This window comes from Brevibacillus brevis (assembly GCF_031583145.1).
In the GTDB taxonomy this organism is placed as follows: domain Bacteria; phylum Bacillota; class Bacilli; order Brevibacillales; family Brevibacillaceae; genus Brevibacillus; species Brevibacillus brevis_E.
This window is the reverse complement of the sequence record NZ_CP134050.1, coordinates 3,520,799-3,546,247: the sequence shown is the minus strand read 5'-3', so window position 1 is coordinate 3,546,247 and position 25,449 is coordinate 3,520,799. Positions and strand designations below refer to the sequence as shown.

The 25,449-nt window shown below is 52.9% G+C and carries 30 protein-coding genes; all 30 read left to right on the top strand.

The features are described from left to right. The 30 genes from fliJ to rpsB all read left to right on the top strand — a co-directional run bounded on the left by fliJ (position 1) and on the right by rpsB (position 25,449). Positions 1-447, top strand: a complete 447-nt coding sequence (fliJ, locus tag RGB73_RS17595; protein WP_310764021.1) for a flagellar export protein FliJ — start codon at positions 1-3, stop codon at positions 445-447. A 12-nt stretch (positions 448-459) separates the two neighbouring features. Further along, positions 460-1,371, top strand: coding sequence for a MotE family protein (locus RGB73_RS17590; protein ID WP_310764020.1), 912 nt, complete (start codon positions 460-462; stop codon positions 1,369-1,371). A gap of 64 nt (positions 1,372-1,435) precedes the next feature. Then, on the top strand, positions 1,436-2,650 hold the full coding sequence (locus RGB73_RS17585; protein ID WP_310764019.1) for a flagellar hook-length control protein FliK: 1,215 nt from the start codon (positions 1,436-1,438) through the stop codon (positions 2,648-2,650). 24 nt (positions 2,651-2,674) lie between these two features. Then, entirely contained in the window at positions 2,675-3,058 is a 384-nt protein-coding gene (locus RGB73_RS17580) for a TIGR02530 family flagellar biosynthesis protein (RefSeq protein ID WP_310764018.1), read from the top strand. Between the two features lie 96 nt (positions 3,059-3,154). After that, entirely contained in the window at positions 3,155-3,979 is an 825-nt protein-coding gene (gene flgG, locus RGB73_RS17575; RefSeq protein WP_310764017.1) for a flagellar basal body rod protein FlgG, read from the top strand. A 69-nt stretch (positions 3,980-4,048) separates the two neighbouring features. Further along, positions 4,049-4,270: a flagellar FlbD family protein gene (locus RGB73_RS17570; protein ID WP_310764016.1), complete on the top strand. Its 222-nt coding sequence runs from the start codon at positions 4,049-4,051 to the stop codon at positions 4,268-4,270. 14 nt (positions 4,271-4,284) lie between these two features. Then, positions 4,285-4,740 (top strand): flagellar basal body-associated FliL family protein, encoded by a 456-nt coding sequence (locus tag RGB73_RS17565; RefSeq protein ID WP_310764015.1) that lies wholly within the window; start codon positions 4,285-4,287, stop codon positions 4,738-4,740. 39 nt (positions 4,741-4,779) lie between these two features. Continuing rightward, positions 4,780-5,775 (top strand): flagellar motor switch protein FliM, encoded by a 996-nt coding sequence (fliM, locus tag RGB73_RS17560; protein ID WP_310764014.1) that lies wholly within the window; start codon positions 4,780-4,782, stop codon positions 5,773-5,775. Beyond that, a complete protein-coding gene (fliY, locus tag RGB73_RS17555; protein WP_310764013.1) occupies positions 5,768-7,177 on the top strand; it encodes a flagellar motor switch phosphatase FliY in 1,410 nt (469 codons plus the stop codon). The genes fliM and fliY overlap by 8 nt, the downstream gene beginning before the upstream one ends. 35 nt (positions 7,178-7,212) lie before the next feature. After that, the gene (locus RGB73_RS17550; RefSeq protein WP_310764012.1) at positions 7,213-7,575 is read left to right on the top strand and encodes a response regulator; all 363 of its coding nucleotides are present in this window, start codon (positions 7,213-7,215) and stop codon (positions 7,573-7,575) included. Beyond that, a complete protein-coding gene (locus RGB73_RS17545) occupies positions 7,575-8,252 on the top strand; it encodes a flagellar biosynthetic protein FliO (RefSeq protein ID WP_310764011.1) in 678 nt (225 codons plus the stop codon). The genes RGB73_RS17550 and RGB73_RS17545 overlap by 1 nt, the downstream gene beginning before the upstream one ends. Next, the gene (fliP, locus tag RGB73_RS17540) at positions 8,249-9,010 is read left to right on the top strand and encodes a flagellar type III secretion system pore protein FliP (protein WP_310764010.1); all 762 of its coding nucleotides are present in this window, start codon (positions 8,249-8,251) and stop codon (positions 9,008-9,010) included. Before RGB73_RS17545 ends, fliP begins: the two co-directional genes overlap by 4 nt. Before the next feature lie 31 nt (positions 9,011-9,041). Next, entirely contained in the window at positions 9,042-9,311 is a 270-nt protein-coding gene (gene fliQ / locus RGB73_RS17535; RefSeq protein ID WP_310764009.1) for a flagellar biosynthesis protein FliQ, read from the top strand. 3 nt (positions 9,312-9,314) lie between these two features. After that, positions 9,315-10,097 (top strand): flagellar biosynthetic protein FliR, encoded by a 783-nt coding sequence (fliR, locus tag RGB73_RS17530; RefSeq protein WP_310764008.1) that lies wholly within the window; start codon positions 9,315-9,317, stop codon positions 10,095-10,097. After that, the gene (gene flhB / locus RGB73_RS17525) at positions 10,094-11,191 is read left to right on the top strand and encodes a flagellar biosynthesis protein FlhB (RefSeq protein ID WP_310764007.1); all 1,098 of its coding nucleotides are present in this window, start codon (positions 10,094-10,096) and stop codon (positions 11,189-11,191) included. The genes fliR and flhB overlap by 4 nt, the downstream gene beginning before the upstream one ends. A gap of 18 nt (positions 11,192-11,209) precedes the next feature. Further along, positions 11,210-13,252 carry a flagellar biosynthesis protein FlhA gene (gene flhA / locus RGB73_RS17520; RefSeq protein WP_310764006.1) on the top strand — a complete coding sequence of 681 codons (2,043 nt, stop codon included), beginning with the start codon at positions 11,210-11,212 and terminating at the stop codon, positions 13,250-13,252. Further along, the gene (gene flhF / locus RGB73_RS17515) at positions 13,249-14,592 is read left to right on the top strand and encodes a flagellar biosynthesis GTPase FlhF (protein WP_310764005.1); all 1,344 of its coding nucleotides are present in this window, start codon (positions 13,249-13,251) and stop codon (positions 14,590-14,592) included. Before flhA ends, flhF begins: the two co-directional genes overlap by 4 nt. 5 nt (positions 14,593-14,597) lie before the next feature. Continuing rightward, positions 14,598-15,461, top strand: a complete 864-nt coding sequence (locus RGB73_RS17510) for a MinD/ParA family protein (RefSeq protein ID WP_310764004.1) — start codon at positions 14,598-14,600, stop codon at positions 15,459-15,461. 33 nt (positions 15,462-15,494) lie between these two features. Then, positions 15,495-16,634, top strand: coding sequence for a protein-glutamate methylesterase/protein-glutamine glutaminase (locus tag RGB73_RS17505; protein ID WP_310764003.1), 1,140 nt, complete (start codon positions 15,495-15,497; stop codon positions 16,632-16,634). A 20-nt stretch (positions 16,635-16,654) separates the two neighbouring features. Further along, a complete protein-coding gene (locus RGB73_RS17500; protein ID WP_310764002.1) occupies positions 16,655-18,691 on the top strand; it encodes a chemotaxis protein CheW in 2,037 nt (678 codons plus the stop codon). Positions 18,692-18,728: 37 nt separating this feature from the next. Beyond that, positions 18,729-19,205 carry a chemotaxis protein CheW gene (locus RGB73_RS17495; protein ID WP_310764001.1) on the top strand — a complete coding sequence of 159 codons (477 nt, stop codon included), beginning with the start codon at positions 18,729-18,731 and terminating at the stop codon, positions 19,203-19,205. 5 nt (positions 19,206-19,210) lie between these two features. Next, on the top strand, positions 19,211-19,834 hold the full coding sequence (locus tag RGB73_RS17490) for a chemotaxis protein CheC (RefSeq protein WP_310764000.1): 624 nt from the start codon (positions 19,211-19,213) through the stop codon (positions 19,832-19,834). Positions 19,835-19,838: 4 nt separating this feature from the next. Beyond that, on the top strand, positions 19,839-20,324 hold the full coding sequence (locus tag RGB73_RS17485; RefSeq protein ID WP_310774394.1) for a chemotaxis protein CheD: 486 nt from the start codon (positions 19,839-19,841) through the stop codon (positions 20,322-20,324). A 2-nt stretch (positions 20,325-20,326) separates the two neighbouring features. Continuing rightward, positions 20,327-20,713 (top strand): hypothetical protein, encoded by a 387-nt coding sequence (locus RGB73_RS17480; RefSeq protein ID WP_310763999.1) that lies wholly within the window; start codon positions 20,327-20,329, stop codon positions 20,711-20,713. Between the two features lie 16 nt (positions 20,714-20,729). Beyond that, the gene (locus tag RGB73_RS17475) at positions 20,730-21,518 is read left to right on the top strand and encodes a FliA/WhiG family RNA polymerase sigma factor (protein ID WP_310763998.1); all 789 of its coding nucleotides are present in this window, start codon (positions 20,730-20,732) and stop codon (positions 21,516-21,518) included. A 36-nt stretch (positions 21,519-21,554) separates the two neighbouring features. Then, a complete protein-coding gene (locus RGB73_RS17470; RefSeq protein WP_310763997.1) occupies positions 21,555-22,970 on the top strand; it encodes a flagellar assembly protein A in 1,416 nt (471 codons plus the stop codon). A 45-nt stretch (positions 22,971-23,015) separates the two neighbouring features. Further along, on the top strand, positions 23,016-23,354 hold the full coding sequence (locus RGB73_RS17465) for a hypothetical protein (protein ID WP_310763996.1): 339 nt from the start codon (positions 23,016-23,018) through the stop codon (positions 23,352-23,354). Positions 23,355-23,392: 38 nt separating this feature from the next. Beyond that, a complete protein-coding gene (locus RGB73_RS17460; protein ID WP_310763995.1) occupies positions 23,393-23,908 on the top strand; it encodes a DUF6115 domain-containing protein in 516 nt (171 codons plus the stop codon). Then, a complete protein-coding gene (locus tag RGB73_RS17455) occupies positions 23,898-24,548 on the top strand; it encodes a DNA polymerase III subunit gamma/tau (RefSeq protein ID WP_310763993.1) in 651 nt (216 codons plus the stop codon). The genes RGB73_RS17460 and RGB73_RS17455 overlap by 11 nt, the downstream gene beginning before the upstream one ends. Before the next feature lie 193 nt (positions 24,549-24,741). Then, entirely contained in the window at positions 24,742-25,449 is a 708-nt protein-coding gene (rpsB, locus tag RGB73_RS17450) for a 30S ribosomal protein S2 (protein ID WP_310763992.1), read from the top strand.

Below are 25,449 nucleotides of genomic sequence, written 5' to 3'. Positions count from 1 at the left end.
GTGAAAGTGTTCCAGTTTCATCTCCAAAAAGTTCTGGATTTGAAAGAGAAGGAGAAGGAACAGGCGGAGTGGGCATTCGGCAAGTCGGTTCAGCGGAAAAACGAAGAGGAATGGAAGCTGCACCGTTTGCATGAACAGCGCGACGAAATGTCGCTGCTTCTTCAGGAAGCACAGGCTCAAACATGCAGCGCGGCACAGCTTCTCTCGATCAATCAGTACAAGCTGTCGGTAGAACGTTCGATTGCCAGTCAAAAGAGGACGCTGCGCGGGTGCGAACAGGATGTGGAGCGCTGCCAGTCCAGGTTGACGGAAAGAATGAAGGAGTCTCAGTTATGGCAGCGCCTGCGGGAGCGCTCGCTCGCACAGTACCTTGAGACGGAAAAGATCAAGGAACAAAAAGAGTTGGACGAGATTGGCACGCAGCTCTATCTTCGGCGAAGCAACTGAGGGAGGTACCAGATGGAAGAAATCCAAGAAGAACGGGAGTACGGCAGGTGGGAATGGTTTTTTTACATGATCGTGATTCCTGCACTGTTTGCCTGCCTCCTAGGCGGTGTGCTCCTCAGCCTGCTAGGGGTCAATGTGCTGGGGAATGTTCTGCATTGGGCCAAATCCATACCGTACGTGGAAAAGCTAGTCCCGGACGAATATGCGGCGGCTCCTGGCACTGATCCAAAAGAAGAGGTAACCAAACAGTTGTCCACCCTGCAAAATGATCGCGCGAAAAGTGAGCAAGCCATTTCTTCATTAAAAGAAGAAACGGCGAAGAAGGAAGCGACCATCCAGGCGCTGGAAAAACAAGTGGAAGACCTCAAAAAGATGATGGAGGACAAGCGCGCTTCGGAAGAGGAACGTCAGCAGCAATTTGCGGATTTGGCCAAGGTGTACACCACGATGGCTCCCAAGAGTGCTGCGGCAATCATCGAAAACCTCAGTCTGGACGAAGCCGTCACCGTCATGACCAAGATGAAGCCAAACCAGAGAGCCGATATTTTGGCGAAAATGGATCCGAAGAAAGCGGCAGATATTTCGATCATGCTGAAAGATTCGGTCGTAAACAAGGACGATGACATCGCTGCGCTGCAAGAACGTGTGCAAGTATTGACGAAGGCGCTGAGCGCGACGCGCAACGATGCTGCGGGAAGCAGCAATACAAAGGAATCATTGGTCAATTCATTTGCACAAATGCCTGCAGCAGACTCGGCCGCCGTCATTCGTTCCCTGATGCAGACAAACAAGTCGAGAGCACTCTCGATTCTGTCGGACATGCCCGATGATAAACGGGCGCAGACTCTCGCCGCGATCGCCCAGGACGACAAGAAGAAAGACGACAACCTGGCGGCCCGCATTACCGAGGAGTTGCTTCGATAACAGATTGGGAAACTGATCTCTTGTCGTTTACATAGCAACGAAACCAATTAGGGAGGTGAACGAGATGAATGTAGCAAGTGTGACGACTTCGGTCGGTGTGGGAAGTGGCGCGACTGCGACTGCCGGTACGGCGACAGGAGGCGCAGGACTTGGAGATCTGTTCTCGATGCAGATGATTCAGGCCTTGCAATCCTTGCCGGATCCCGATGCAACGCTTGCTCCGGAAGGGCTTAGCGAAGACGATATGGATGCCCTGCAGGAGCTGATGGCCTTGCTCGCACAGATGCTTTCGTCCGGAGAGCAGCTGCCGCAAGAACTGGGAGCTGCGTTGGAGGACAAGGCAGGGGCGGTCGATCAGCTGCTTCAAAAAGCACAAAGCCAATTTCCTGGGATTCAGGAAGACTGGAAGCAACTGATGACCAAGCTGAGCGAGGGGGAACCCGCTTCCGCCGAAATGGAAAAGCTCGCGGAACTGCTCGAGGCCCTGAAAAACCAAAAAGGATCCCAGGAGACTGGGAAGAAGAGCCCGTTGCTTGCCCGTTCGGAAGTGACCGGGGGACCGCAAGTTCAACCGGAGCTCGAAAAAAGTGTCCAGCCACTGCGTTTCCACCAAGGCTTGTCGGCGTACAAGGCCGAAGCCGGCATTCCATCTCAAACCGTACAGCCTTCATTGCAAGGCTCAGGCTTGTCCAATCAGAATGGAAACGAGGAGAGCAGTCAGCCGTTTGCCAATGCGCAAGGGACGGTCGCAACACCGACCCCGCAGCAAACCAACCAGACCCTCCCGCAACCCTCCGTCCCGGCTCATCAGGTACATGCGAGCCAGGTAACGCAGCAGGTCACCCAAATTTTCGTGAAGCAGATGAAGCTGTCGCAGGTAGAGGGCGTTCACGAAGCAAAGCTGATCCTGAATCCGCAGTCGTTGGGCCAAGTTGATGTGACCATCAAGTCGCATAACGGAGTCATTACGGCCCACTTCTCCGCAGAGACGCAGGCTGGCAAGGATTTATTAGACAATCAGCTGCCGCAACTCCGAGCTGCGCTGGCTCAACAAGGCTTGCAGGTTGACCGTTTGGAAGTAAGCCAGCAGCAGGAAACAGCATTTAGCTTCCAAGGACAACGGGATCAAGCGAGACAACAGCAAGAGAACAAGCGGGAAGCGGAACAGCAGCAAGATCAGGAATTTGCACTGGACGCTTTGGTTGACAACACGGAATCGACAGAATCGTTATGGAATCGCCTGCGGGAGACCGCACAGGGCATAGGCGATATCGTCTAGGGACGGAAAAAAGGAGGAGCCGCGATGAATCCCATTCGTGTGTCGCAAACCTACTTCCCTCCGAGAACGAATCCGACTGCCCAGACCGCCAGAGCTAGCGGCATACCGTTCCAGCAATATCTGACGGAATCGCTTGGCACAACTAGCAAAGCGCAGCCACTCAGCTTCAGCCAGCACGCAGCGAACCGGCTGAAGGAACGGGGAATCACACTTGATGCCGCGCAAATGGACCGTCTGGAGTCAGCCGTGAAGAAGGCGGCTACGAAAGGGGCCAGAGAATCCCTCATTTTGATGGACAATGTGGCCTACGTCGTCAGTATCGTAAATCGCAAGATCATTACTGCAGTAGATGACGGAAGCATGAAAGACAATGTGTTTACCAACATCGACAGTGCGATCTTCGTATAGTGAAGCGGCGGGCTGGACCTCGCGCGAGGAAGCCCCGCGATTACCGATCGACGGAGGTAATCGCAACTTACGATCAAGCAGAGGAGGAAATAGAATATGCTTCGTTCCATGTACTCGGGTATTTCCGGTTTGCGCGGTTTTCAGACGAAACTGGACGTCATCGGAAACAACATCGCAAACGTGAATACCGTTGGCTTTAAAAAGGGCCGTGTCATGTTTCAGGATATTTTGAGCCAAAACATCCAGGGCGCAAGTGCACCGTCAGATGGCGGTAAAGGTGGTACGAACCCGACGCAGATCGGACTGGGTTCGAAAATCGGTTCCATCGATACCGTGTTTAACGCAGGCAGCCCGATGACGACGAATCTGCCCACGGACTTGTCCATCGAGGGCGACGGATTCTTCGTCGTAAAAGACGGTGACGACGGTCTGACCTACTTCACGCGTGCGGGCAACTTTACCCGTGATAGCAACGGGACGCTCGTCAACCCGCAAGGAATGGTCGTACAGGCTGCCGGCGGCGGAGCGATTACCATCAGCCGCGATGCGTACACGTCTTATTCGATCGGACAGGACGGAAAGGTCATCGGTGTCACACCTGACGGCACGCAGGAAGAAATCGCGACGCTCGGGATGATGAGCTTCAACAACCCTGGCGGCTTGAAAAAAGTGGGCAACTCCCTGTATGAATACACGCTCAATGCGGGCGACGTAAACGGTGGAGATCCATATACGCCACTCGAACCGACGGATGCCAACATCAAGGCGAACATCATTGCAGGTCAGCTGGAAATGTCCAACGTAGACCTGTCCGAGGAGTTCACGGAAATGATCGTGGCGCAGCGCGGCTTCCAGGCCAACTCCCGCATCATCACCACCTCCGACACGGTGTTGGAAGAATTGGTCAACCTGAAACGCTAAATGGCTAAAAGGGTGAGCTAGGGGAAGGAGACAGTCCTTCCCCGCCCTCTCGCCCGAAAGGAGCAGCCGATGATCAAATTGACGCGATTTAACGGCGCCACGTTTTATCTGAACATCACGCATATCGAGACGGTAGAGGCTACTCCCGATACGGTGATTACCCTGTTCAACGACAGGAAATACATCGTCCAGGATTCAGCGGAATCGATCGCTGAACGTGTCCAAGCCTTTTATCAAAATGTTCATCCGGCACGCACCGCACCAAAATTGCCGGACGACGCAAATGAATAGCGGGAGGCTTTGCGATGTTTCAAAATCGTTTGTTTAACATGGCTCTCATTATTATCATCGCGATTTCGCTTCTGGGAGTTATTTCGTTCGTGCTTTGGCAAACGTATCTATCCCCGGCCGCACAGTCGGCAAGCGGCGCAGAAGAGCAACTGGAACCACTTTCTGCAAAGGAAATGCAGGAGTACTCGGTAGATACCGGGGAAATTACCACCAATTTGCTGACAAACAACTACATGATCGTACGCTTTACCATCACAGCGGATAGCTCGAAGTCAAAAGCGGAGCTGGAGCAACGCTTGCCGCAGGTAAACCAGGTGATCATCAAAACATTGGCAGGGTTGACGCCGGAAGACATCAAAGGCACGGAAGGCGTAAACAAGCTGGAAGCTAAAATCATGAATGAGGTCAGCTCCCTGATGCAAGATGGCAAAATCGTGCAAGTGGTGACGACGAAGCGCGTCTTGTCCTAGGAAGCGATGAAGGTATACATAGCAAGGAGGTGACGACATATGGCCGAGGTTCTCTCACAAAGTGAGATTGATGCGTTGTTGGCTGCTCTCTCCTCAGGGGAGATGGACGCCAATGAGCTGAAAAAAGAAGAGACTGAGCGCAAAGTAAAAGTGTATGACTTTAAACGAGCTCTGCGTTTTTCGAAAGACCAAATTCGTGGTCTGACGCGTATCCATGAAAACTACGCGAGGCTGTTGACGACGTATTTTTCCGCTCAGCTCCGTACCTTCGTGCAAATTACGGTTGCCTCCGTCGACCAATTGCCGTATGACGAGTTTATTCGTTCCATACCCAAGATGACCATTCTCAATATCTTTGAAGCCCCGCCGCTGGAAGGTCGCATGGTGCTGGAAGTGAACCCCAACATCGCCTACACCATGCTCGATCGTCTTCTCGGAGGGCAGGGGGCGATTCCGGAAAAAATGGGAGCCCTGACGGAAATTGAAACAACGGTGATGGAACGTGTGTTCGGAAAAGCACTGGACACGTTCCACGAGGCATGGAAGCAAATCATCGAGCTTGATCCTTATCAGGAAGGGCTGGAGATGAACCCGCAATTCATGCAAATCGTCTCGCCCAATGAAATCGTCGTCGTCATTTCATTCAGCACCAAAATAGGGGACACGACCGGCATGATTAACTTGTGTCTGCCCCATGTGGTGCTCGAGCCGATCATGACAAAGCTGTCCGGACAATACTGGTTCTCCAAACAGAAGAAGACGCGTGATGAAGAAGAGCGTCTGCGTGTGGAGGAACGGGTAAAGACAGCGAAGCTGCCGATTATCGCGGAGATGGGAACAGCGACAATCTCGGTTAGAGACTTCCTCCAGCTTCAAACAGGCGATGTGATCCAGCTGGATCAATCTTTGGACAGCAAACTCAAAATCAAGATCGGCAATCACCTGAAGTTCCTCGGACAGCCGGGAACGATGAAAGGGCGAGTGGCCGTACAGATTGATGAAGTCATAGAGGAGGGGGAGGAACACAATGAGTAGAGATATGCTTTCTCAAGACGAAATTGACGCGCTGCTCCGCGCGAACAACTTGGTGGAAGACGAAGAGGAAGCGGATTCGGCGGAAATCAAGGATGTAGCCGAGTATCTTTCCCCGTTTGAGCAGGACGCGCTCGGCGAAATCGGTAACATTTCGTTCGGAAGTGCAGCGACTGCACTGTCTACGCTCTTGAGCCAAAAGGTAGACATCACCACACCGACCGTTTCCGTCATAAGTGTAAACGAGCTGGAGAACGAGTTTCCCATTCCCCATGTAGCGGTACACGTGGAGTACACCGACGGATTCAAAGGGATCAATCTTTTGGTCATCCGAATGGAAGACGCAGCCGTCATCGCCGACTTGATGATGGGAGGCGATGGACGCCCGGATAACACTGAGCTTTCCGAGCTTCATATCAGCGCCGTACAGGAAGCGATGAACCAGATGATGGGCTCTGCAGCAACATCCATGTCGACCATCTTCAACCAGTTCATCAACATCACTCCTCCAGGCATTGATGTGATGGACTTGGCGCAAGGAAAGGGCGGAGACAGCTTTTCGGATGACGACAGTCCGCTGGTAAAAGTGTCATTTCGCTTGAAGGTCGGCGAGCAAGGAGAGTTGATCGATTCCAACATCATGCAGCTCTTGCCGCTGTCCTTTGCGAAAAAGATGATCGATCGACTTGTCGGAGGTACCGATGATGAGGCTGCTGCTGCCGAAGTCCTCGAGATGCCGAGCATCCCTGCTATCGGACACTCTGCCGCACCTGCTGCAGCTGCTCCAACTCCGCCTGAGCCGGCATACGAGCCACAGGCACCACAAGCACCACAAGCACAGGCGCCAGCGTACGAGCAGCCCCCGATGGGGTATCCGCCACAGCCTGCTTACGGGCAGCCGCCAATGGGCTATGCACCTCCTGGCTACGGGCAGCCGATGGGGTACCCGGGACAGCCGCCCGCGTATCCGGATCCATACGCTCAGCATGCAATGCCGCCCGGCTATGCGCCGTATCCGCAAGGCTATCCACAAGCTCCCGTGTCGCCGACTCCTCAGCACTTTGGAGGTCCGGCAGCACAACCAGCGAATGTGAGACCGGCACAATTCGCACCACTTGGAGGTGCGCCCATGGCGGCCGGGGAAGAGCAAAACTTGAACCTGCTTCTCGACATTCCTCTGCAAGTGACAGTCGAACTCGGACGCACCAAGAAATTGATCAGGGAAATTCTTGACTTGTCCGCTGGATCAATTATACAGTTGGACAAGCTGGCAGGTGAGCATGTCGACATCTTGGTGAACAACAAGCTGATTGCCAAGGGAGAGGTGGTCGTCATCGACGAAAACTTCGGTGTCCGTGTCACAGATATCATCAGTCAGTTCGATCGTGTTCAAAAATTACAATAACCAAATCAACAGTGAAGCATTGGGAGGAGCTAATCATGTCAAACAAAGTATTAATCGTGGATGACGCAGCGTTCATGAGGATGATGATCAAGGAAATCTTGTCCAAAAACGGGTACACCGTCGTAGGAGAAGCGAGCGATGGGGCACAGGCCATCGAGAAATACAAAGAGCTCGGTCCTGATCTCGTGACGATGGACATCACCATGCCGGAGATGGACGGGATCGCTGCTTTGAAAGAAATCAAAAAGCTGGATCCGAACGCACGCGTCATCATGTGCTCCGCAATGGGACAGCAAGCAATGGTTATCGACGCGATTCAGGCGGGCGCAAAAGACTTCATCGTGAAGCCGTTCCAGGCTGATCGCGTCTTGGAAGCGATCAAGAAGACTTTGAGCTAATGATGAAGATCCGGAAAGCAGGGATGCGATTCATCTGGGTTGGATGTCTCATCATGCTGCTTCTCGCTTCCCTTCCCGGTTTGGCGGCAGCCGAAGGAACAGTGGCGGATGCCTACAAACAGGGGAATACACCCACGAGCAATGCGCCCGCCGGCGGCGAACAGCCGGCGGCCATTCCGGGCAGCGGTTCTGACAGCATGTGGGGCTACTTGATTCAAGTTGTCTTCTCGCTAGGGTTTATCGCTGTGCTCATCTACCTGCTCCTTCGCTTTCTGGGGAAGAGGCAAATCGGTCAAAGCCGAGGCCCGATCAAAATCATCTCCGCCGCAGCGCTCGGGAACGGAAAGACGATGCAGGTGGTCATGATCGGGGAGACCTTGTACATCGTAGGAGTTGGCGAAAATGTACAATTGCTCCGCATGATCGAGCCGGGCGAAGAAGTGGACCTCATCTTGGCTGATGCCGAGATCAAGCCGCTGTCCCCGCAGTTTTCCTTGAGCTGGCTGCCTTTCGGTAGAAAGAAACAGATGGAAGAAGAAATCCTGTATTCTTCCGATGCGGAAGGGCAGTCGTTTCAAGAGCTCTTGAGGGGGCAATGGAATGATGTGAAAAAACGGCCGATTCAAACGGACGTATGGACCAAAGAGGAAGCCCAGGACAGAGGGGACCTAAAATGAAACGTTTTTTGCAGGTGCTCGTGATTGCCGCAGTGCTGCTGGCCTTGCCGAATGTCGTATGGGCAGCACCGGCGGGAACACCGCTTGTTCCGAGCATAGATTTGAAAATTGGCGGTGGTACTGGAACGCCTCAGGAAACATCCTCGGCGATCCAGATCTTGCTGATCCTGACGGTATTATCCGTGGCTCCGGCGATCTTGCTGCTCATGACGAGCTTCACCCGGATTGTCATCGTACTCTCTTTCGTGCGCAATGCGCTTGCGACGCAGCAGATGCCGCCCAACCAAGTTCTGGTGTCGCTCGCTCTGTTCATGACGCTCTTCATCATGGCACCGACACTCGGGAAGGTAAACGAAACGGCAGTGCAGCCGTTCATGCAAGGGAAATTGACCCAGCAGCAGGCGTTTGACGCGGCTGTCATTCCGTTCAAGGAATTCATGGCGAAGCAGACCCGGGAAAAAGATTTGGCGCTGTTTTTGGAGTACACCAAAGAGAAGCGGCCCAAGACCATTCAGGACATTCCGCTCAGTGCGCTGGTTCCCGCATACGCCATCAGCGAATTGAAAACGGCATTTCAAATCGGCTTTATGATTTTTATCCCGTTTCTCGTGATCGATATGGTCATCTCCAGTATTTTAATGGGGATGGGGATGATGATGCTTCCGCCGGTCATGATCTCCTTGCCGTTTAAAATTTTGCTGTTCATCATGGTGGACGGCTGGTACTTGGTCGTGAAATCGCTGCTGGCCAGCTTTTGAGGAAATTCCGAAGGGTCCGAGGAGGTAGAGCATGACACAAGAATTATTGATGCAGATCGCGCAAAGCTCTGTCTACACCATCCTGCTGCTTGTGGCACCCGCCTTGGGGATTGCCTTGCTGGTCGGATTGATCGTCAGCGTCTTTCAGGCTACCACACAAATTCAGGAGCAGACTCTTGCATTCATCCCGAAAATATTGGCCGTATTCATCACCCTGCTGGCCGTCGGGCCGTGGATGCTACGTGTGATGCTCGATTTCACGATGGGAATCTTCGGAAACCTCCATCGTTTTGTAGGATAGCCTATGAATCTCTTTTTCGCGTATCTGCCCATCTTTTTGCTTGTCTTTGTCCGAATGAGCGCTTTTTTTGTAGCCGCCCCGTTTTTCTCGATCAAGGGGGTTCCGAACCGGTTCAAGATCACGCTGGCTTTCATCATGGCGCTGATCAGCTTTCAGTACGTTCCTGTGAACATGCAGATTGCCATGGATTTGACCTTTATCCTTCACGTTTGCAAAGAAGCATTGGTAGGAGTCATTCTCGGATACATTTGCGAATTGATGTTTGTTGCTGTTCAGGTGGCTGGCGGACTCATGGACATGCAGATGGGGCTGGCGATGGCCAACGTCATCGATCCGAAGACGGGCGCATACATCCCGGTTACCGGTAACTTCAAGAACATCCTGGCTACTCTTTACTTTTTCAGCATCAACGGGCATCACATGCTGATCCGGGGGATCCTCAAGAGCTACCAGGCCATTCCGGTCGATGCGGTTTGGGCGGCCTTCGGTAGCGAGCAGGTGATGATGACCGCCGTCAAAGTCTTTCAAAACATGTTCCTCAGCGCGTTTATGATGGCTGCACCTATCGTGGTGTCTCTGTTCCTGGTGGACCTCTCTCTCGGCATTATCGCCAAGTCAGTCCCGCAGTTCAATATTTTCGTCGTTGGGCTGCCGATCAAATTGCTTGCGAGTTTTCTGCTTTTGATAGTGGTGATGCCTGCTTTCCTGCTGACGTTGAGCGGGTTGTTCGAAAACATGTTCCGGGCACTCGCAGAAATGATGAAATCGCTCGGAGGATCACCATGAAGAGAATCAGATTTCATTTTCCGATAGACCTCCAGTATTTTAACGGAGAGAAGACCGAAAAAGCGACGCCCAAGAAAAGGGATGACGCTCGCAAGAAGGGGCAGGTGGCCAAGAGCCAGGATTTGTCCCCGGCGATTGCCCTCACTTCGTTCTTTTTTTTGCTGACCATGCTCGGCTCGAATATGCTCGCTACATTTCAAAACATCATGAGAGAGTCGCTGATCACGTATACGGGATGGCAAGTCAATGAGGAAAACCTTGCCGTCATGATTAAGCAGTTGGCCTTTGAAGCATTCAAAATCGTGGGGCCGGTACTCGGTCTTTCCATGCTCGTAGCCTTTGCCGTCAACATCATGCAGGTCGGGTGGGTCGTATCCACCGAGACGCTGCATTTCAAGCTAGAAAAATTAAACCCGATTCAAGGGGCAAAACGAATATTTTCCATGCGTTCCCTAGTGGAACTGCTGAAGTCGCTGTTGAAAATCAGTGCCGGTATTTTTGTCGCCTATACGATTTTGTGGAACACGAAAGAACAGGTGGTACAGCTGTCCCTCAAATCTTTGGGAACGGTCCTGTCATTTACGGCGGGGGAAGTCTCCAAGCTGGGGCTGTACCTGGGCTTACTGCTGTTTGTTCTCGCGGTTTTGGATTACGCCTACCAGCGTTATGAACACGAGAAGAATTTGCGGATGTCCAAGCAGGACTTGAAAGATGAACACAAACTGGCGGAAGGGGATCCGCTGATTAAAGGAAAGATTCGCGAGCGTCAACGCAGTATGGCGATCCGGCGAATGATGCAGGAGCTGCCAAAAGCAGATGTGATCATCACCAACCCGACTCACTTTGCTGTTGCCATACGCTATGACGCCAACGCGATGAGTGCCCCGACGGTGGTGGCCAAAGGGCAAGATTACCTCGCTCTGAAAATCAGAGAGGTGGCCAAAAAGCACCGTATCGTAACGATGGAAAACAAGCCCTTGGCCAGGGCTCTTTATAGTCAAGTAGAAATCGGACAGCAAATTCCCGAAGAGTTGTTTAAAGCCGTAGCGGAAGTTCTCGCGTACGTATACAAGCTGCAGGGGAAAGTGAAATAAGAGAAAGGAGGATAAACAGTGGGATTCAAATTCAAGGAGCTAGGCACGATCCTATTCGTCATAAGCATTGTGGTCATGATGGTGATCCCACTCCCTTCCGGATTGCTCGATCTGCTTCTGATCCTCAACATCTCCCTTGCGTTGACGATTTTGCTTGTGTCCATGTACACAAAGGAAACGTTGGAGTTTTCCATATTCCCCACGGTTCTGCTCATCACTACGCTTTTTCGTCTGGCTTTGAATGTATCCACCACGAGAAACATTTTGTCTCATGGGGAAGGCGGAAAAGTAATCGAAACCTTCGGGGATTTTGTCGTTGGTGGAAACCAGGTCGTCGGATTTGTCGTCTTCCTCATTTTGATCATCATCCAGTTTATCGTCATCACCAAAGGGTCTGAGCGTGTGGCGGAAGTAGCGGCACGGTTTACGCTCGACGCGATGCCGGGGAAACAGATGAGTATCGACGCCGACCTGAATGCCGGAATGATCACCGAAGCAGAAGCGAGAGCGCGAAGGAAAAAGATCGAGAGTGAAGCCGACTTTTACGGAGCGATGGACGGTGCCAGCAAATTCGTAAAAGGGGATGCCATTGCCGGAATCATTATTTTTATTGTCAACATCATCGGAGGCTTCATAATCGGGATGCTCGTCCACGGTCTTGGCTTCGCGGAGTCTGCTTCCCGCTTTACCACAATGTCTGTCGGGGATGCGCTCGTCAGCCAAATTCCCGCCCTGCTGATTTCCACAGCGGCTGGTATTATCGTGACGCGCTCGACTTCCGGGGAAGGGCTCGGTGATGACATCACCCGGCAAATGTTCAGTTTTCCGCGGCTGTTGTACATCGTTTCCGGATGTATGCTGCTCCTGGGACTCTTTACCCCGATCGGTCTTTTGCCGGTTTTCCCGGTGGCGGGAATTATGGCCTTTGCCGGGTGGAAGCTGAGCAAGAAACAGCGGATCGAGATGCTTGAATCCGCAGACAAAGTAGAAGAACAGCAAATCGAAGAAGTGCGCAGTCCCGAGAGTGTCGTCGGTCTGCTGCAGGTCGATCCGATTGAGTTCGAGTTTGGCTACGGACTGATTCCACTGGCTGATGTGAAACAGGGTGGGGACCTGCTCGACCGCGTCATCATGATACGCCGACAGATTGCGCTGGAAATGGGAATCGTCGTTCCTGTCATTCGCATTCGGGATAACATCCAATTGCGCCCCAATGAGTACATGATCAAAATCAAGGGCAACCAAGTAGCAAAAGGGGAAATTATGCTGGATCACTATCTCGCCATGAGTCCGGGGATCGAGGATGACAGCGTGGTAGGGATTGAAACGGTGGAACCCGCGTTTGGATTGCCCGCATTATGGGTAACAGAAGAGAATAAGGAGATTGCCGAGCTGTCAGGGTATACGGTCGTGGATCCGCCATCCGTAGTGGCCACCCATTTGACGGAGATCATCAAGCGCCATGCGCACGAGCTTTTGGGCCGCCAAGAGACCCGCGCCCTGATCGACAATGTGAGGGAGACTGCTCCGGTTTTGGTAGACGAGCTGATCCCGGGGCTGCTCTCCATCGGCGATGTGCAGAAAGTGCTGCAAAAGCTGCTGAGAGAGAAAGTTTCGGTGCGCAATTTGAATGTCATCCTCGAAGCGTTGGCCGATCACGCCCTGTTCACCAAGGATCCGGAAGTGCTGACCGAGTACGTGCGGCAGGCGATGGCCAGACAGATCACTCTGCAGTATACCGAACCGGGCCAACCTCTCCGGGTGCTCACAGCAGGGGCAGGGCTGGAAAAGGCGATCTCCGAACGGGTCGAGCAATCCGAGCAAGGCAGCTATCTGGCGATGGATCCGGAGACGTCCCAGCGGATCTACCAGTCGATGTCGGTGGAGGTCGGAAAGATGATCAATTCGGGACAACAGCCGATCATTCTTTCTTCACCTGCCGTGCGTATGTATTTGCGCCAGCTGCTTGACCGAATGATGCCGGATGTTCCCGTTTTGTCATACAGCGAGCTGGAGCCACATGTTGAAGTGCAAAGCGTAGGGATGGTGAACATCACGTGAGAGTGAAACGTTACATAGTCGATTCCATGCCGGAAGCCCTGGACAAAATCAGGGCGGATTTAGGCAAAGATGCCGTCATTTTAAACTCCAAGCCAGTAAAAATAGGCGGATTGTTCGGGATGTTTGGCAAGATGCGGATTGAAGTCATTGCTGCAGTAGACGATAAGGCCGCCGAGAATGAGAAGGTTCAGGCACCGGCAGCAGATCGACAAACAGACGCTATCACTCGCACGCAAACAGGAGCCTATTCAATGGGACAAGTGTACCGAAAAGCTGGCGCGGCACAGTCTCGTGCGAATGAAGGAGGCGTGGCTGTAAAAGAACGTGTCTCGGCTCCTCCGGAAATATCCCAGAGAACGCAGGAGCCAGTGGCTGAAAAAGAGCTGGAGCAACCGGCGGTCCAGCCAAATCCGGCCGCCGTTCAATCGGCAAAACCGGATTCGAATCCGATCCCGAGCCATCCTTTGGCCGGCACGGATGCGTTGGCCAACGAGATGCGAGACATGCGGCAGATGTTTCAAAAACTGCTTGTTCACGATTTGAGCCAGCAGCTACCGGAACCCGTAAAAGCGATCCGGGCGCACCTTCTAGAGCAAGGGGTGACGGAGGAAGTCACGGCCCAGATCCTGCAAAAATTGATGGAGAAAGCGAACGCGGGACATGTCTGGCAACTGGATGATGCCCGCGCTGAGAGCAGGAGCATCCTCTCCGAAATGCTTTCTGGCCGTACAAAGACGCCAATGCGGCTCGATCGCTCCGTTCAGTATGCGTTTTTCTTCGGACCTACCGGCGTGGGGAAAACGACGACTATTGCCAAGCTGGCTGCCAACTGCATGCTGCAGGAAAAACGGAAAATCGGATTCATTACAGCGGATACGTACCGGATGGCTGCAGTTGAGCAATTGAAGACGTACGCAAACATACTCAACGTGCCGCTGGAGGTCGTGTTTCAACCGAAAGAGATGCTGTCGGCGATGGAAAAGCTCAGTGATTGCGATTTGATCTTCGTGGATACCGCAGGCCGCAATTTCCGAAAAGATGAGTACGTGCAAGGGATTCGGGAGCTCGTGGAGCACGGACAGAACAGCGTTAACTACCTGGTGCTCAGCCTGACTTCCAAGTATGCGGACATGAAGGCGATTATTCAAAACTTCTCGGATATACCGGTTAAGCAGGTGATTTTTACAAAAGCGGACGAGACTCAGAGCTATGGGACGATGGTAAACGTCTCAGAGGAAATGAAACTTGTCCCATCCTACGTCACGACGGGTCAAAATGTTCCGGATGACATCGTGGTTGCGACACCCGCACTTGTATCATCCATGGTAATGGGAGACTAAAGGCCATGCGAGACCAAGCAGAACAACTCCGCCAACGTATCAAAGCGAACAATCAGGCACGTCCGACAAAGCTCGTAACGGTCACCAGCGGAAAGGGCGGGGTGGGGAAGTCGAATTTCAGTCTCAACTTTGGACTCGGATTGATCGAGAGGGGACACAAGGCTGTTCTATTCGATGTAGATTTGGGCCTTGCCAATCTGGATGTGCTGATGGGGATTACTCCGAAAAAGCATCTTTTTCATCTGCTTGAGCCCGATGTGACCGTATGGGACATCATGGAACAAGGACCAGGCCGACTGGAATTTATCGCGGGCGGGTCCGGGTTCACTCAGATCATGCAGCTGGACGACGAAAAACTGGACTTGTTGTTTGCTCGGCTGAACCCGCTCCAAGGCTATGCCGATACGATCATATTCGATACGGGGGCTGGCTTGTCAAAGGAATCCATACACTTCATGCTTTCCTCGGACGAGGTGATTCTCGTGACGACGCCGGAGCCGCCAGCGATCACAGATGCTTACGCGGTCATCAAAATGCTGCACTCCCGCAACCCCGCGGTCAAGATCCGGCTGGTGATCAACCGAGTAACCTCAGATCGCGAAGGCAAGATGACAGCGGACAAGCTGGCGATGGTTGCCAAACGCTTTCTAGAGATGGAGATCCATTCATTAGGATACGTCGCGGATGATTCCCACGTGTCCAAGGCAGTGAAGCAGCAACGTCCTTTTCTACTGGCCTATCCACAAGCGCAATCCTCCAGGAGCATTCGGAGTTTGGTCGGGCAGTACTTGGAGATTTCTTCAAAAGCAGAGATCCCGGCGAATGGTCTCAAAGGATTTTTGGCGAGGTTGAAACACTTCATTCGATAAGGCAGCAGGCGAAGGAAAGGAGCGAGATTGAACTTGCGTAAGATTCGTGTCTTGGTAACAGACGATTCTGCATTCATGCGTAAAGTTATTTCTGATATTTTATCCGCGGATCCCGATATCGAAGTCATCGATCGAGCGAGAAATGGACTCGAGTGTGTGGAAAAGTGCAAACAACTTGATCCGGATGTCGTCACGTTGGATATTGAGATGCCCGTCATGAACGGCCTGGACGCACTGAAGATTCTGATGAACGATCATCCGGTGCCGACGGTGATGCTGAGCAGCTTGACGAGGGAAGGTGCGGAAGCGACGATTCTGGCCTTGGAGCTGGGCGCGTTTGACTTCGTGACAAAGCCCTCCGGACCGATTTCGCTTGATATTCACAAGGTAGGCGACCGGCTGGTAGAACGCGTAAAAGCAGCGTACACAACCAAGGGCCGCATTCGCAAATCACCGGCAAACGAAAGGGATAGCAAGCCACCGGCCAACGAACTGGGCTCGCCTGGCAAGCTTGCGGCTCCAATTCGGATTCAGAAAACGGCAAAAGCGACCGCTCCCGCTCCAGCCCATGCCGCTCCGCCGCGAGTGTTTGGAAGCGCAAGACAAAGGCTGGTCGTCTTGGGTACATCGACGGGAGGACCAAAAGCACTGCAAACCGTCCTAACTGCAATACCTGCAGATTTTCCCGCACCGATCGCTATCGTGCAGCACATGCCTGCCGGTTTTACAAAATCGTTGGCGCAACGACTGAACACGCTGTCCCATATACGGGTGACGGAGGTGGAAGACGGAGAAGTGCTGGAGCCAGGTACGGCCTATATCGCTCCGGGAGGATTCCATTTTGAAGTTCAATACATAAACGGGCGACTTCAGGCTCATCTGCATCAGGCGGAGCCGAGAGGTGGCCATCGCCCTTCTGTCGACATTTTGTTCGAGTCCGCAAGCCATTTGACAAATGTAGACAAGTGGGCAATTATCATGACAGGCATGGGAAATGATGGGACAAAAGGTCTAAAATTGATGAAAGACCAGGGTGTTGTTACGAGCATTGTCGAGGACGAGTCGACTTGTGTCGTTTACGGGATGCCACGTTCTGCCGTTCTGGCGGGCCTTGCAGACAACGTTGCCCCTGTTGATAAAATTCCAGAGCTGTTGTGCAAGCTCGTGCACTGATTTTGGGAGGTGGATCACCGATGGATATGAATCAGTATTTGGACATGTTTATCGAAGAATCGAAAGAACATCTGCAAGCGATCAACGCAAATCTGCTGCTGCTGGAAAATGATCCGGGCAACCTTACACATGTGAAGGAAATCTTCCGTTCGGCTCATACGTTGAAAGGCATGTCCGCAACGATGGGGTTTGAGGACATGGCTAGCTTGACGCATGAAGCGGAAAATGTACTGGACCTCATCCGCAATCAAAAGCTGACGATCAACAGCGATATTATGGATGTCATCTTCCAGAGCGTCGATTTGATCGAAGGGATGGTGATCGACATCACGGAAGGCGGAGACGGGTCGGCGGACGTGTCGATCCCCGTGAAGAAGCTGCGTGCAATCGTCGCTGGCGAGTTTACCGCCGAGCAGGAGGTTGCGGCAACAGCGGCCGTAGAAGAAGCGGAAGCTCCCGCAGCCGAACAAGCGGCTGTCGGGGTGGACGACATGGACGATTACGCGATGATGGTGCTGAAACAGTCCAAGGAGCAGGGCAACAACCTGCTATGGATCAAGGTGTCGCTAATTGAATCATGCTTGCTGAAAGCCGCTCGCGCCTACATGGTTTTCGATCAGCTGGAGTCGATGGGTGAAGTGATCAAAACCAAACCGAGCGTGGAAGACATCGAAAACGAACGGTTCGAGACGTCGTTCGAGGTCGCATATGTCACGATGCAATCCGCGGATAAAATTCGCAGTTCGATTTTGAACATTTCCGAGATTCAGGATGTCAAAATCGATCCGATCCAATTGAAGGAAGCGGAAAGAAAGCCTGAACCCGTGGCTCTGGAAAAGACGGAAGAAGCGGAGAAAAAAGCCCCGGAAGCCCAGCAGGCTCCTACGCGAAAGCAGGCAACGGGCGGAAAGACGATCCGCGTGGATATCGATCGGTTGGATATTTTGATGAACCTGTTCAGTGAGCTCGTCATCGACCGCGGGCGACTCGAGCAGCTGGCAAGAGAAATCGGCAAAAATGAGCTGCAAGAGACCGTTGAACACATGAGCCGCATCAGCGGAGATTTGCAAAATATCATCCTGACGATGCGAATGGTTCCGGTCGAGCAGGTGTTCAATCGCTTTCCCCGCATGATTCGTGATTTGCAAAAGGATCTGCACAAGAAAGTCCATTTGGAAATCATCGGGGCAGAGACCGAGCTGGACCGCACCGTGATCGACGAAATCGGCGACCCGCTCAACCACTTGCTGCGAAATTCGCTGGACCACGGGATCGAATCCCCTGAGAACCGGAAAAAAGCGGGCAAGCCGGAAGAAGGAACGATCGTGCTTCGTGCGTTCCATAGCGGAAACCACGTGTTCATCGAAGTCAAGGACGATGGGGCAGGCATCAACAAGGAGCGCGTGCTGAAAAAGGCGATTGAGCGCGGTATTGTGAATCCTGCAAATGCGGACAGCCTGACGGATAAACAGATCCATGAACTGCTGTTTGCCGCCGGCTTCAGCACGGCAGAGGTCATCTCGGACATTTCCGGCAGGGGCGTAGGCCTGGACGTGGTCAAATCCAAAATCGAGTCCCTCGGTGGAAGTGTAACCGTGGAGTCGGTGGCGGGACAAGGGACGACCTTCCTGATTCAGCTGCCGCTGACGCTCTCGATCATTTCCGCGATGCTTGTCCAGGTGAAGAATGAGAAGTACGCCGTGCCGCTCAGCTCCATCATCGAGACAGCCGTCTTCAAAAAAGACCAGATCATGATGGCCCACCGCCAAAAGGTGATCGACTTCCGAGGTCGGGTGGTCCCGCTCGTCTCGCTTCAAGATATCTTCCAGGTGCCTGCGAACGGTACAGAGCTGGATGAAGAAGAGGTCGCTGTGGTTATCGTCCGCAAAGGAGAAAAAATGGCCGGGCTGGTGGTCGACTCCTTCATCGGTCAGCAGGAAATCGTCTTGAAATCGCTTGGCAAATATTTGGTGAACGTCTTCGCCATCTCCGGCGCTACGATTCTGGGCGACGGACAAGTAGCACTCATCATCGATTGCAACGCACTGATCAAGTAAGCAACACTACCGAGGCCAATCAAGGAGGGGCAACCGAATGCTCGAGCACAAGGAAATCGTAGGCGAAGTAAAAGTGATCGTCTTTCGTTTGAAAGACGAAGAGTACGGAGTAGAAGTCAGTCAAGTCAAATCCATTGAAAAACTGGAACACATTACACGCGTACCTCGCACTCCCAAGTTTGTCAAAGGGGTGATCAACTTGCGCGGGGTCGTGACTCCGATCATCGACCTGCGCAACCGGTTCGGGCTGGAAGAGAGCGTCTATTCCGAATCGACCCGGATCATTATCGTCGCGGTAGGAGAGCTGGAGGTTGGCTTGATCGTGGACGCCGCAAACGACGTGATCGATATTCCAGTCGATGCGATCGAGCCGCCGCCGGAAGTAGTGGGAGGGGTGGAAGCGGCTTATCTGCGCGGGGTTGCCAAGCTGGACAAGCGCCTGTTGATCCTGCTTAACCTCGACAAAGTGTTGAGCAATGAAGAAATCAAGCAGTTGGACACTATTGAGGGGTAAGCAAAATGGGCTACTTTACGAAGTTTGGAGATTTCCAGTTCGACGTGCTGCGAGAAATTGGGAATATCGGTGCGGGCCATGCAGCTACCGCTCTCTCTAAACTCATGCAAAAAGAAATTGACATGAAAGTGCCTCAAGTCAGCATTATTCCTTTCGACCAAGTAGCGGATTGCGTGGGTGGGGCAGAAACGGTTGTGGTTACTGTCTTTCTCCGCGTAGAAGGCGACAGCCCCGGCAACATGTTTTTCATCCTCGACATGGATTCCGCCAAGCATCTGCTGCACCAGATCACCGGAATCGAGAAAGACGTCTATGAATGGGAAGAGCTGGAGGTTTCGGCGCTGCATGAGATCGGAAACATTTTGACGGGTTCTTACCTATCATCGCTAGCAGATTTCACTCAGTTGAATCTGCAGCCTTCCGTTCCTGCGCTGGCGGTGGATATGGCTGGAGCCATTCTCAGCTACGGCTTGATCGAACTCGGTCAGGCAGGGGACGTCGCCCTCACGATTGACACGGCTTTCTTTGAGGGGAACGAAAAGGTAAAGGGGAATTTCTTTCTGATACCCGATCCCGAGTCCCTTCCCATTCTATTTCGTGCACTAGGAGTTCCGTTCGATGGAAATTAGCTCGATGGAAATTATAAAGATCGGTATGGCCGACCTCGGTGTGGCCAAGGCGCCGAGCCGGCTGCGTACCACCGGACTTGGCTCGTGTGTAGGGGTGGTGCTCTACGACAGTATCCATAAAATAGCCGGAATGGCCCACGTCATGCTACCCGAATCGTCCCTGGCCAAAGGCGGGGAGCTCACGGTTGGAAAGTACGCGGACACCGCCATACCGTTTCTGATCGACCAGATGGAAAAAGCGGGCGCTTCCACCCGGCATCTCGTCGCGAAACTGGCAGGCGGGGCTCAGATGTTTGCCTTCTTGGGCAACAACGATACGATGCGGATCGGACCGAGGAATGTGGAAGCATGCAAGCTGGCTTTGAAGGACGCTCAGATCAAGATAGTGGCAGAAGATACAGGGGGAAACTGCGGTCGGACGATAGAGATGGATGCCACAAACGGAGTGCTTCAAATCCGGACAGTTAATCAAGGTGTGAAGGAAGTATAGGGATGATGGGAACCATTTGGATCAATGCTGGCTTGGGACTTCTCGCTTTTGTCATCACGCTGGCGACAGCCCTCTCGAGCAACGTCTTGCTTGTTGCGCTGGAGAGGGCAGGCGTCGCCTTCATCGTTTTTTTCCTCGCTGCGTTTCCGATTCGCTGGGTGTTTGCCATCGTGGCAAAGACACAGGCGTCGGCTTCTTCCTCGGCGAATGCAGGGGAACCTGGCCCTGAGGCATCGGTCGCTCCCTCATTGACTGGGCGAGAGGACGGTCCGAGCGAAGAGGACGAAGGGACTTTTGCTCCACTCCAGTTCTCCAGGGTGGAAAAAGTCCATCCGGCAGAGGATCCCACCACCGTTGCAGAGGTCGTTAGGCGCTTAACAGATGAGTAAAGGTTGGTGACATTTCGTGGCACGGCTAACCATTCAAGAAAAAGCAAAAGAATTCGATAAATGGGTCATGTGGAAACAGGAAGGGAGTCGCGAGGCGGAAATCGATTTGATTACCCGTTTTCTTCCTCTTGTGGACAAAGTAGCGAACCGGCTGGCGATCAATTTGCCCGCAAATGTAGACAAGGACGATCTGATCAGCTACGGCCGTTTTGGTCTGTTGGACGCCCTGGCAAAGTTCGACCACACGCGCGGACTGCAATTCGAGACGTACGCGATGTGGCGCATCCGCGGAGCCATGATCGACGGATTGCGTGAAAACGATTGGATTCCCCGTACCGTTCGCGACAAGGCCAAAAAAATCGAAGAAGCGTACACCACATTGGAACAGCAAATGCTGCGAATGCCTACCGATCAGGAAGTGTCGGATTATTTGGGGATAAGCGAAAAGGAGCTTCAGCAAGTATTTTACGAAACGTCACTGGCGACGATGGTCTCGATTGATGAAGCGGTCGGGGAGGAAGATGAGCAAAAAACGGCACGGCACACTTACATTGTCGATGAGGCGACTCCGCGTCCCGAGAACGTGGCAGAGGTGTCGAGCTTGAAGGAAGTGCTGGTCACCGTTATTGACAAGCTCCCGGAAAAGGAAAGACTCGTCGTTTCGCTGTTCTACTTCGAGGAGATGACGTTGTCGGAAATCGCAGAAATCATGAGCCTGTCTCCTTCACGAATATCCCAGCTACATTCCAAGGCTCTTTTCCGTCTTCGTTCTGCGTTGTCCAGATGGAAGTCGCAATTAATGTAGAGAGAAAGTACCCAATGATGTAAAGGGGGAAGCAAGATGGAAGCGATCGGGAACTATCGATTCGAAGTGAAGCTGTCCGCAGACAAACTGGAAGCGGTGATCATTCTCCGTGCAGAGGAGGAGGATCTCGACAACATCTTGATCCGGGAAAGTGATGTATATGAAGAGCTTCGGAAACACCGGGTCACTTTCGGAATCCTGGACAACGTCGTTCAGGATTTGTGCACCTTGCCTCGCAAATTCGTTCATGCACAGGTCACCGTCGCCAGGGGCCTCCCTCCTGTGCCGGGTACGGATGGATCGGTAGAATACCCTTATCTTGATTCGGTGCGTGAGGAAAGCGGTCCCAAAGAACTGGAAGACGGTCGCGTCGACTTCTACAACCTCACAACGATCCCTAACGTCGTAAAGGGGCAGCTGTTGGCGCGCAAAATCCCAGCGGGGCAAGGTCAACCTGGCAAGTCCGTTACCGGAGAGCCCATCATTCCCAAAGCCGGCAGAGATGTCATCATCAAGCCTGGAAAAAACGTGGTGCAAAATCAGGAGCGAACCATGATTTATGCAGCCATTGACGGTCAGGTATCGTTCACAGACCAGGACAAGCTGAATGTCTTCCCTGTCTTTGAAGTGAACGGGGACGTGGACTTCGGCGTCGGCAACATCGACTTTGTGGGAACGGTGGTCATTCGCGGGAACGTATTAAATGGGTTTCGAGTAAAAGCATCGGGCGATATTCGCGTCTTGGGCAGTGTAGAAGGAGCGGAGCTGATCGCAGGTGGATCCATCGAAATCAAAAGCGGAATCGTGGCTCAAGACAAAGGGTCCATCGTCGCAGGCCATGACGTTCGCACATCCTTTATCCAAAATGCAAACGTGACAGCGGGAAATCAGGTAATCGTGTCGCAGAGCATCATGTTTTCGACGGTTCGGGCTGGCAAGCAAATCCTGTGCAAAGGTGCCAAAGGCATCATCATTGGCGGTGTATTGCAAGCGGGCGAGAAGATTGCCGCACGCGTATTCGGCAATACGAGCGCGACGCCGACGGTCCTCGAAGTGGGAGTGAAGCCGGAGCTTCGCCAGGAGCTGGTGCAAATCCAAAAGGAATTGCAGCAGGTGTATGAAAATTTGCGCAAAACGGATCAAGGTCTCAGTGTCATGAACCAGATTTTGCAAACGAGCGGGGAATTGCCTCCAGACAAAAAAATGCTCCAGATCAAACTCACGAATACCCGGCTTGTGCTGGAAAAGGAGTGCAAGACACTCGAGGCCCGGAAAAAAGATGTGGAGACCGAGTTAAAGGGAGAAGGGCCGGCTGCGATCGAGGCATACCACGTGATGTACCCCGGGATCAAGATGACGTTCGGGAAACTTGTGCATTTCATCAAGCACGAGTATGCGCGGACGCGTTTTGTCGTGCTTGACGGAGAAATCAGTACGGCCACCTTGATCTGATTTTCGTTTTTGCCCACATCCAAAAGCGGCAGGGAGTGAGCCTCCATGAGTTGGAAAGCGGTGGAATTGCAGGTCGCTGTGCCTCGTTCGCTCGAGGCGGGAAGGATTCAGGAGCACCAGCAGCAGCGTACCATCCATGAACAGCAATCGATGCTCGACGAACGCTCCCTGCTTGACCAGCAGATGCGCAGTCGCCCGGTCGAGGTCGCTCAGCCAGAAAAGAGCCAGATCCGAGAGCGGGAGAACAAACAGCAAAAAGAAAAGCAGGAGCGGGAAGGAAAAGACCCAGTCTCACTCGAGGGTGCTTCCGCAGAGGACAAGGCGCCATCTTCGGTGTCGATGAGGGATCCCTTGCGCGGGCGATTTATTGATATCTCCTTGTAATAAGGAAAGAAGACATGCCAGAAACAAAGGTGGCCATTATGGACGTAGTGTATCTCATCATGATTGGAGCAGGCGTGCTTTGCATGGCTGTTGCCTTGTTCTTGAAAGGAAATCGGACAGATGATGCTGACAGGACGCTTCTGACACAGCGGACGACTGACAGGACAGAGATCGAAAAGCTGGTGCAAGGGCTGGAGCGGAAGTGGAGACAGGAAAAGGAATGGGTACGGGCCAGGCTCGAAGCGACCGAGGGGGAGCTTCGGTCAGAAATGCACGAATTGCGCCAGCGCGTGGCTCAATGGGAAAACGCACGGCCACTGAATCAAGAGGAGCCTCTGCCACAGACGATGCACCAAGAAAAGAAGGAAGGCATCGAGGCTCCCGCAGAGGTAGACATGCTAGCCCTGCGGGAGAGGTACCGGCGAGCATTTGAGCTGCATCGGGAAGGTCTGTCGGCCGATGAGATCGCCAAGCGTCTGGGCGCGGGGCGCGGTGAGATCGATCTGATCTTTGCATTGGCTTCCAGGAACGAAAGAGGGGCTTATGATGCGTAAACGGGAGCTGCTGTTCGGGTTCGGTGCGGGCTTGATCGTTGCTGCGGCAAGCATGGGATGGCTTGCATCGAAACAGGTGCCCACAGAGGCGAAGGCCCTTTCATCCGAGCAAATCAAGGACGCCGCAAAGGAATTACAGATGGTCGTGTTGACCAAGGAAGAGTACGAACAATGGCAACAGGAAAAAAAGGTGAACGTAAAGCCGTCTCCCGCTGCGCCGAAAGCGCCAGTGTCTCCTGCGGCTAGTCAGACCGTTCAGCCGAATGCCCCGACAGTAAAAGAAGCCGCGCAGCCGCAAGCGAAGCCACCGGAAGCCCAAGGGGAGGAACGCTCTCCAGCGCAACCGCCTCTTTCCGCGACGCCGCCGGCCCAAGCTCAGACGGGGCAGCCGCTCGCACCGAAAGTGGAGGAGTCTAAGCCGGAAACGCTCGTGTCCTTTACCGTCCCTTACAAAGCGACGGCGGAAGGAGTAGCGAAGCAGCTGGTGCAAGCGGGGATTCTGCCTGCCGATAACAAATTCGTGGACGAGCTGCGCGCACAGGACAAGCTGAACCGGATTCGCGTAGGAACGTACCAGGTTTCGACACCTGTGACGGAAGCGGAAATCGTCAAGCTCATTACCACACCGCCTAAAAAGTAAGGCGGTATTTTTTTGCGAAAATAATGGAATCTGTTTGTTGCAATTGAAAGTTCCATGTGATATATTCATTAACGGTGTTGAAATCGCACGCCCACCAATTCCAGCAATGGTGCTGCCTCAGGCAGAATTGCTTGGGACATGCGGTGCGGCGGAGGTAGGCATCAAAAAAACCACTTTCAAGGAGGTGTGAAATATGGCAGTAATTTCGATGAAACAACTCCTCGAGGCTGGTGTTCACTTTGGTCACCAAACTCGTCGTTGGAACCCGAAAATGGCTCGCTATATCTTCACCGAACGTAACGGAATCTACATTATCGACCTGCAAAAAACTGTGAAAAAAGTAGAGGAAGCGTACAACTTCGTACGTGAACTCGCTCAAAACGGCGGCAAAGTGCTCTTCGTTGGTACGAAGAAACAAGCACAAGAATCCGTAAAAGAAGAAGCAGAACGCACAGGTCACTACTACATCAACCAACGTTGGTTGGGTGGTACTTTGACTAACTTCACGACCATCAAAAAACGTACAGCTCGCTTGGCTGAGCTGAAGCGCATGGAACAGGATGGCACGTTTGAAGTATTGCCGAAGAAAGAAGTTATCGTTCTTCGCAAAGAAATGGATCGCCTGGAGAAATTCCTCGGCGGTATCGCTCACATGGATCAACTGCCGGACGCACTGTTCGTCATCGACCCACGCAAAGAGCGCATCGCTGTTGCCGAAGCTCGCAAACTGGGTATCCCAATCGTTGCAATCGTAGATACTAACTGCGATCCGGATGAGATCGATTACGTGATCCCAGGTAACGACGACGCTATTCGCGCAGTGAAATTGCTGACTGCGAAAATGGCAGATGCCCTGCAAGAAGGCAACCAAGGCGGAGAGCAAGCCACAACAACTGCGTAA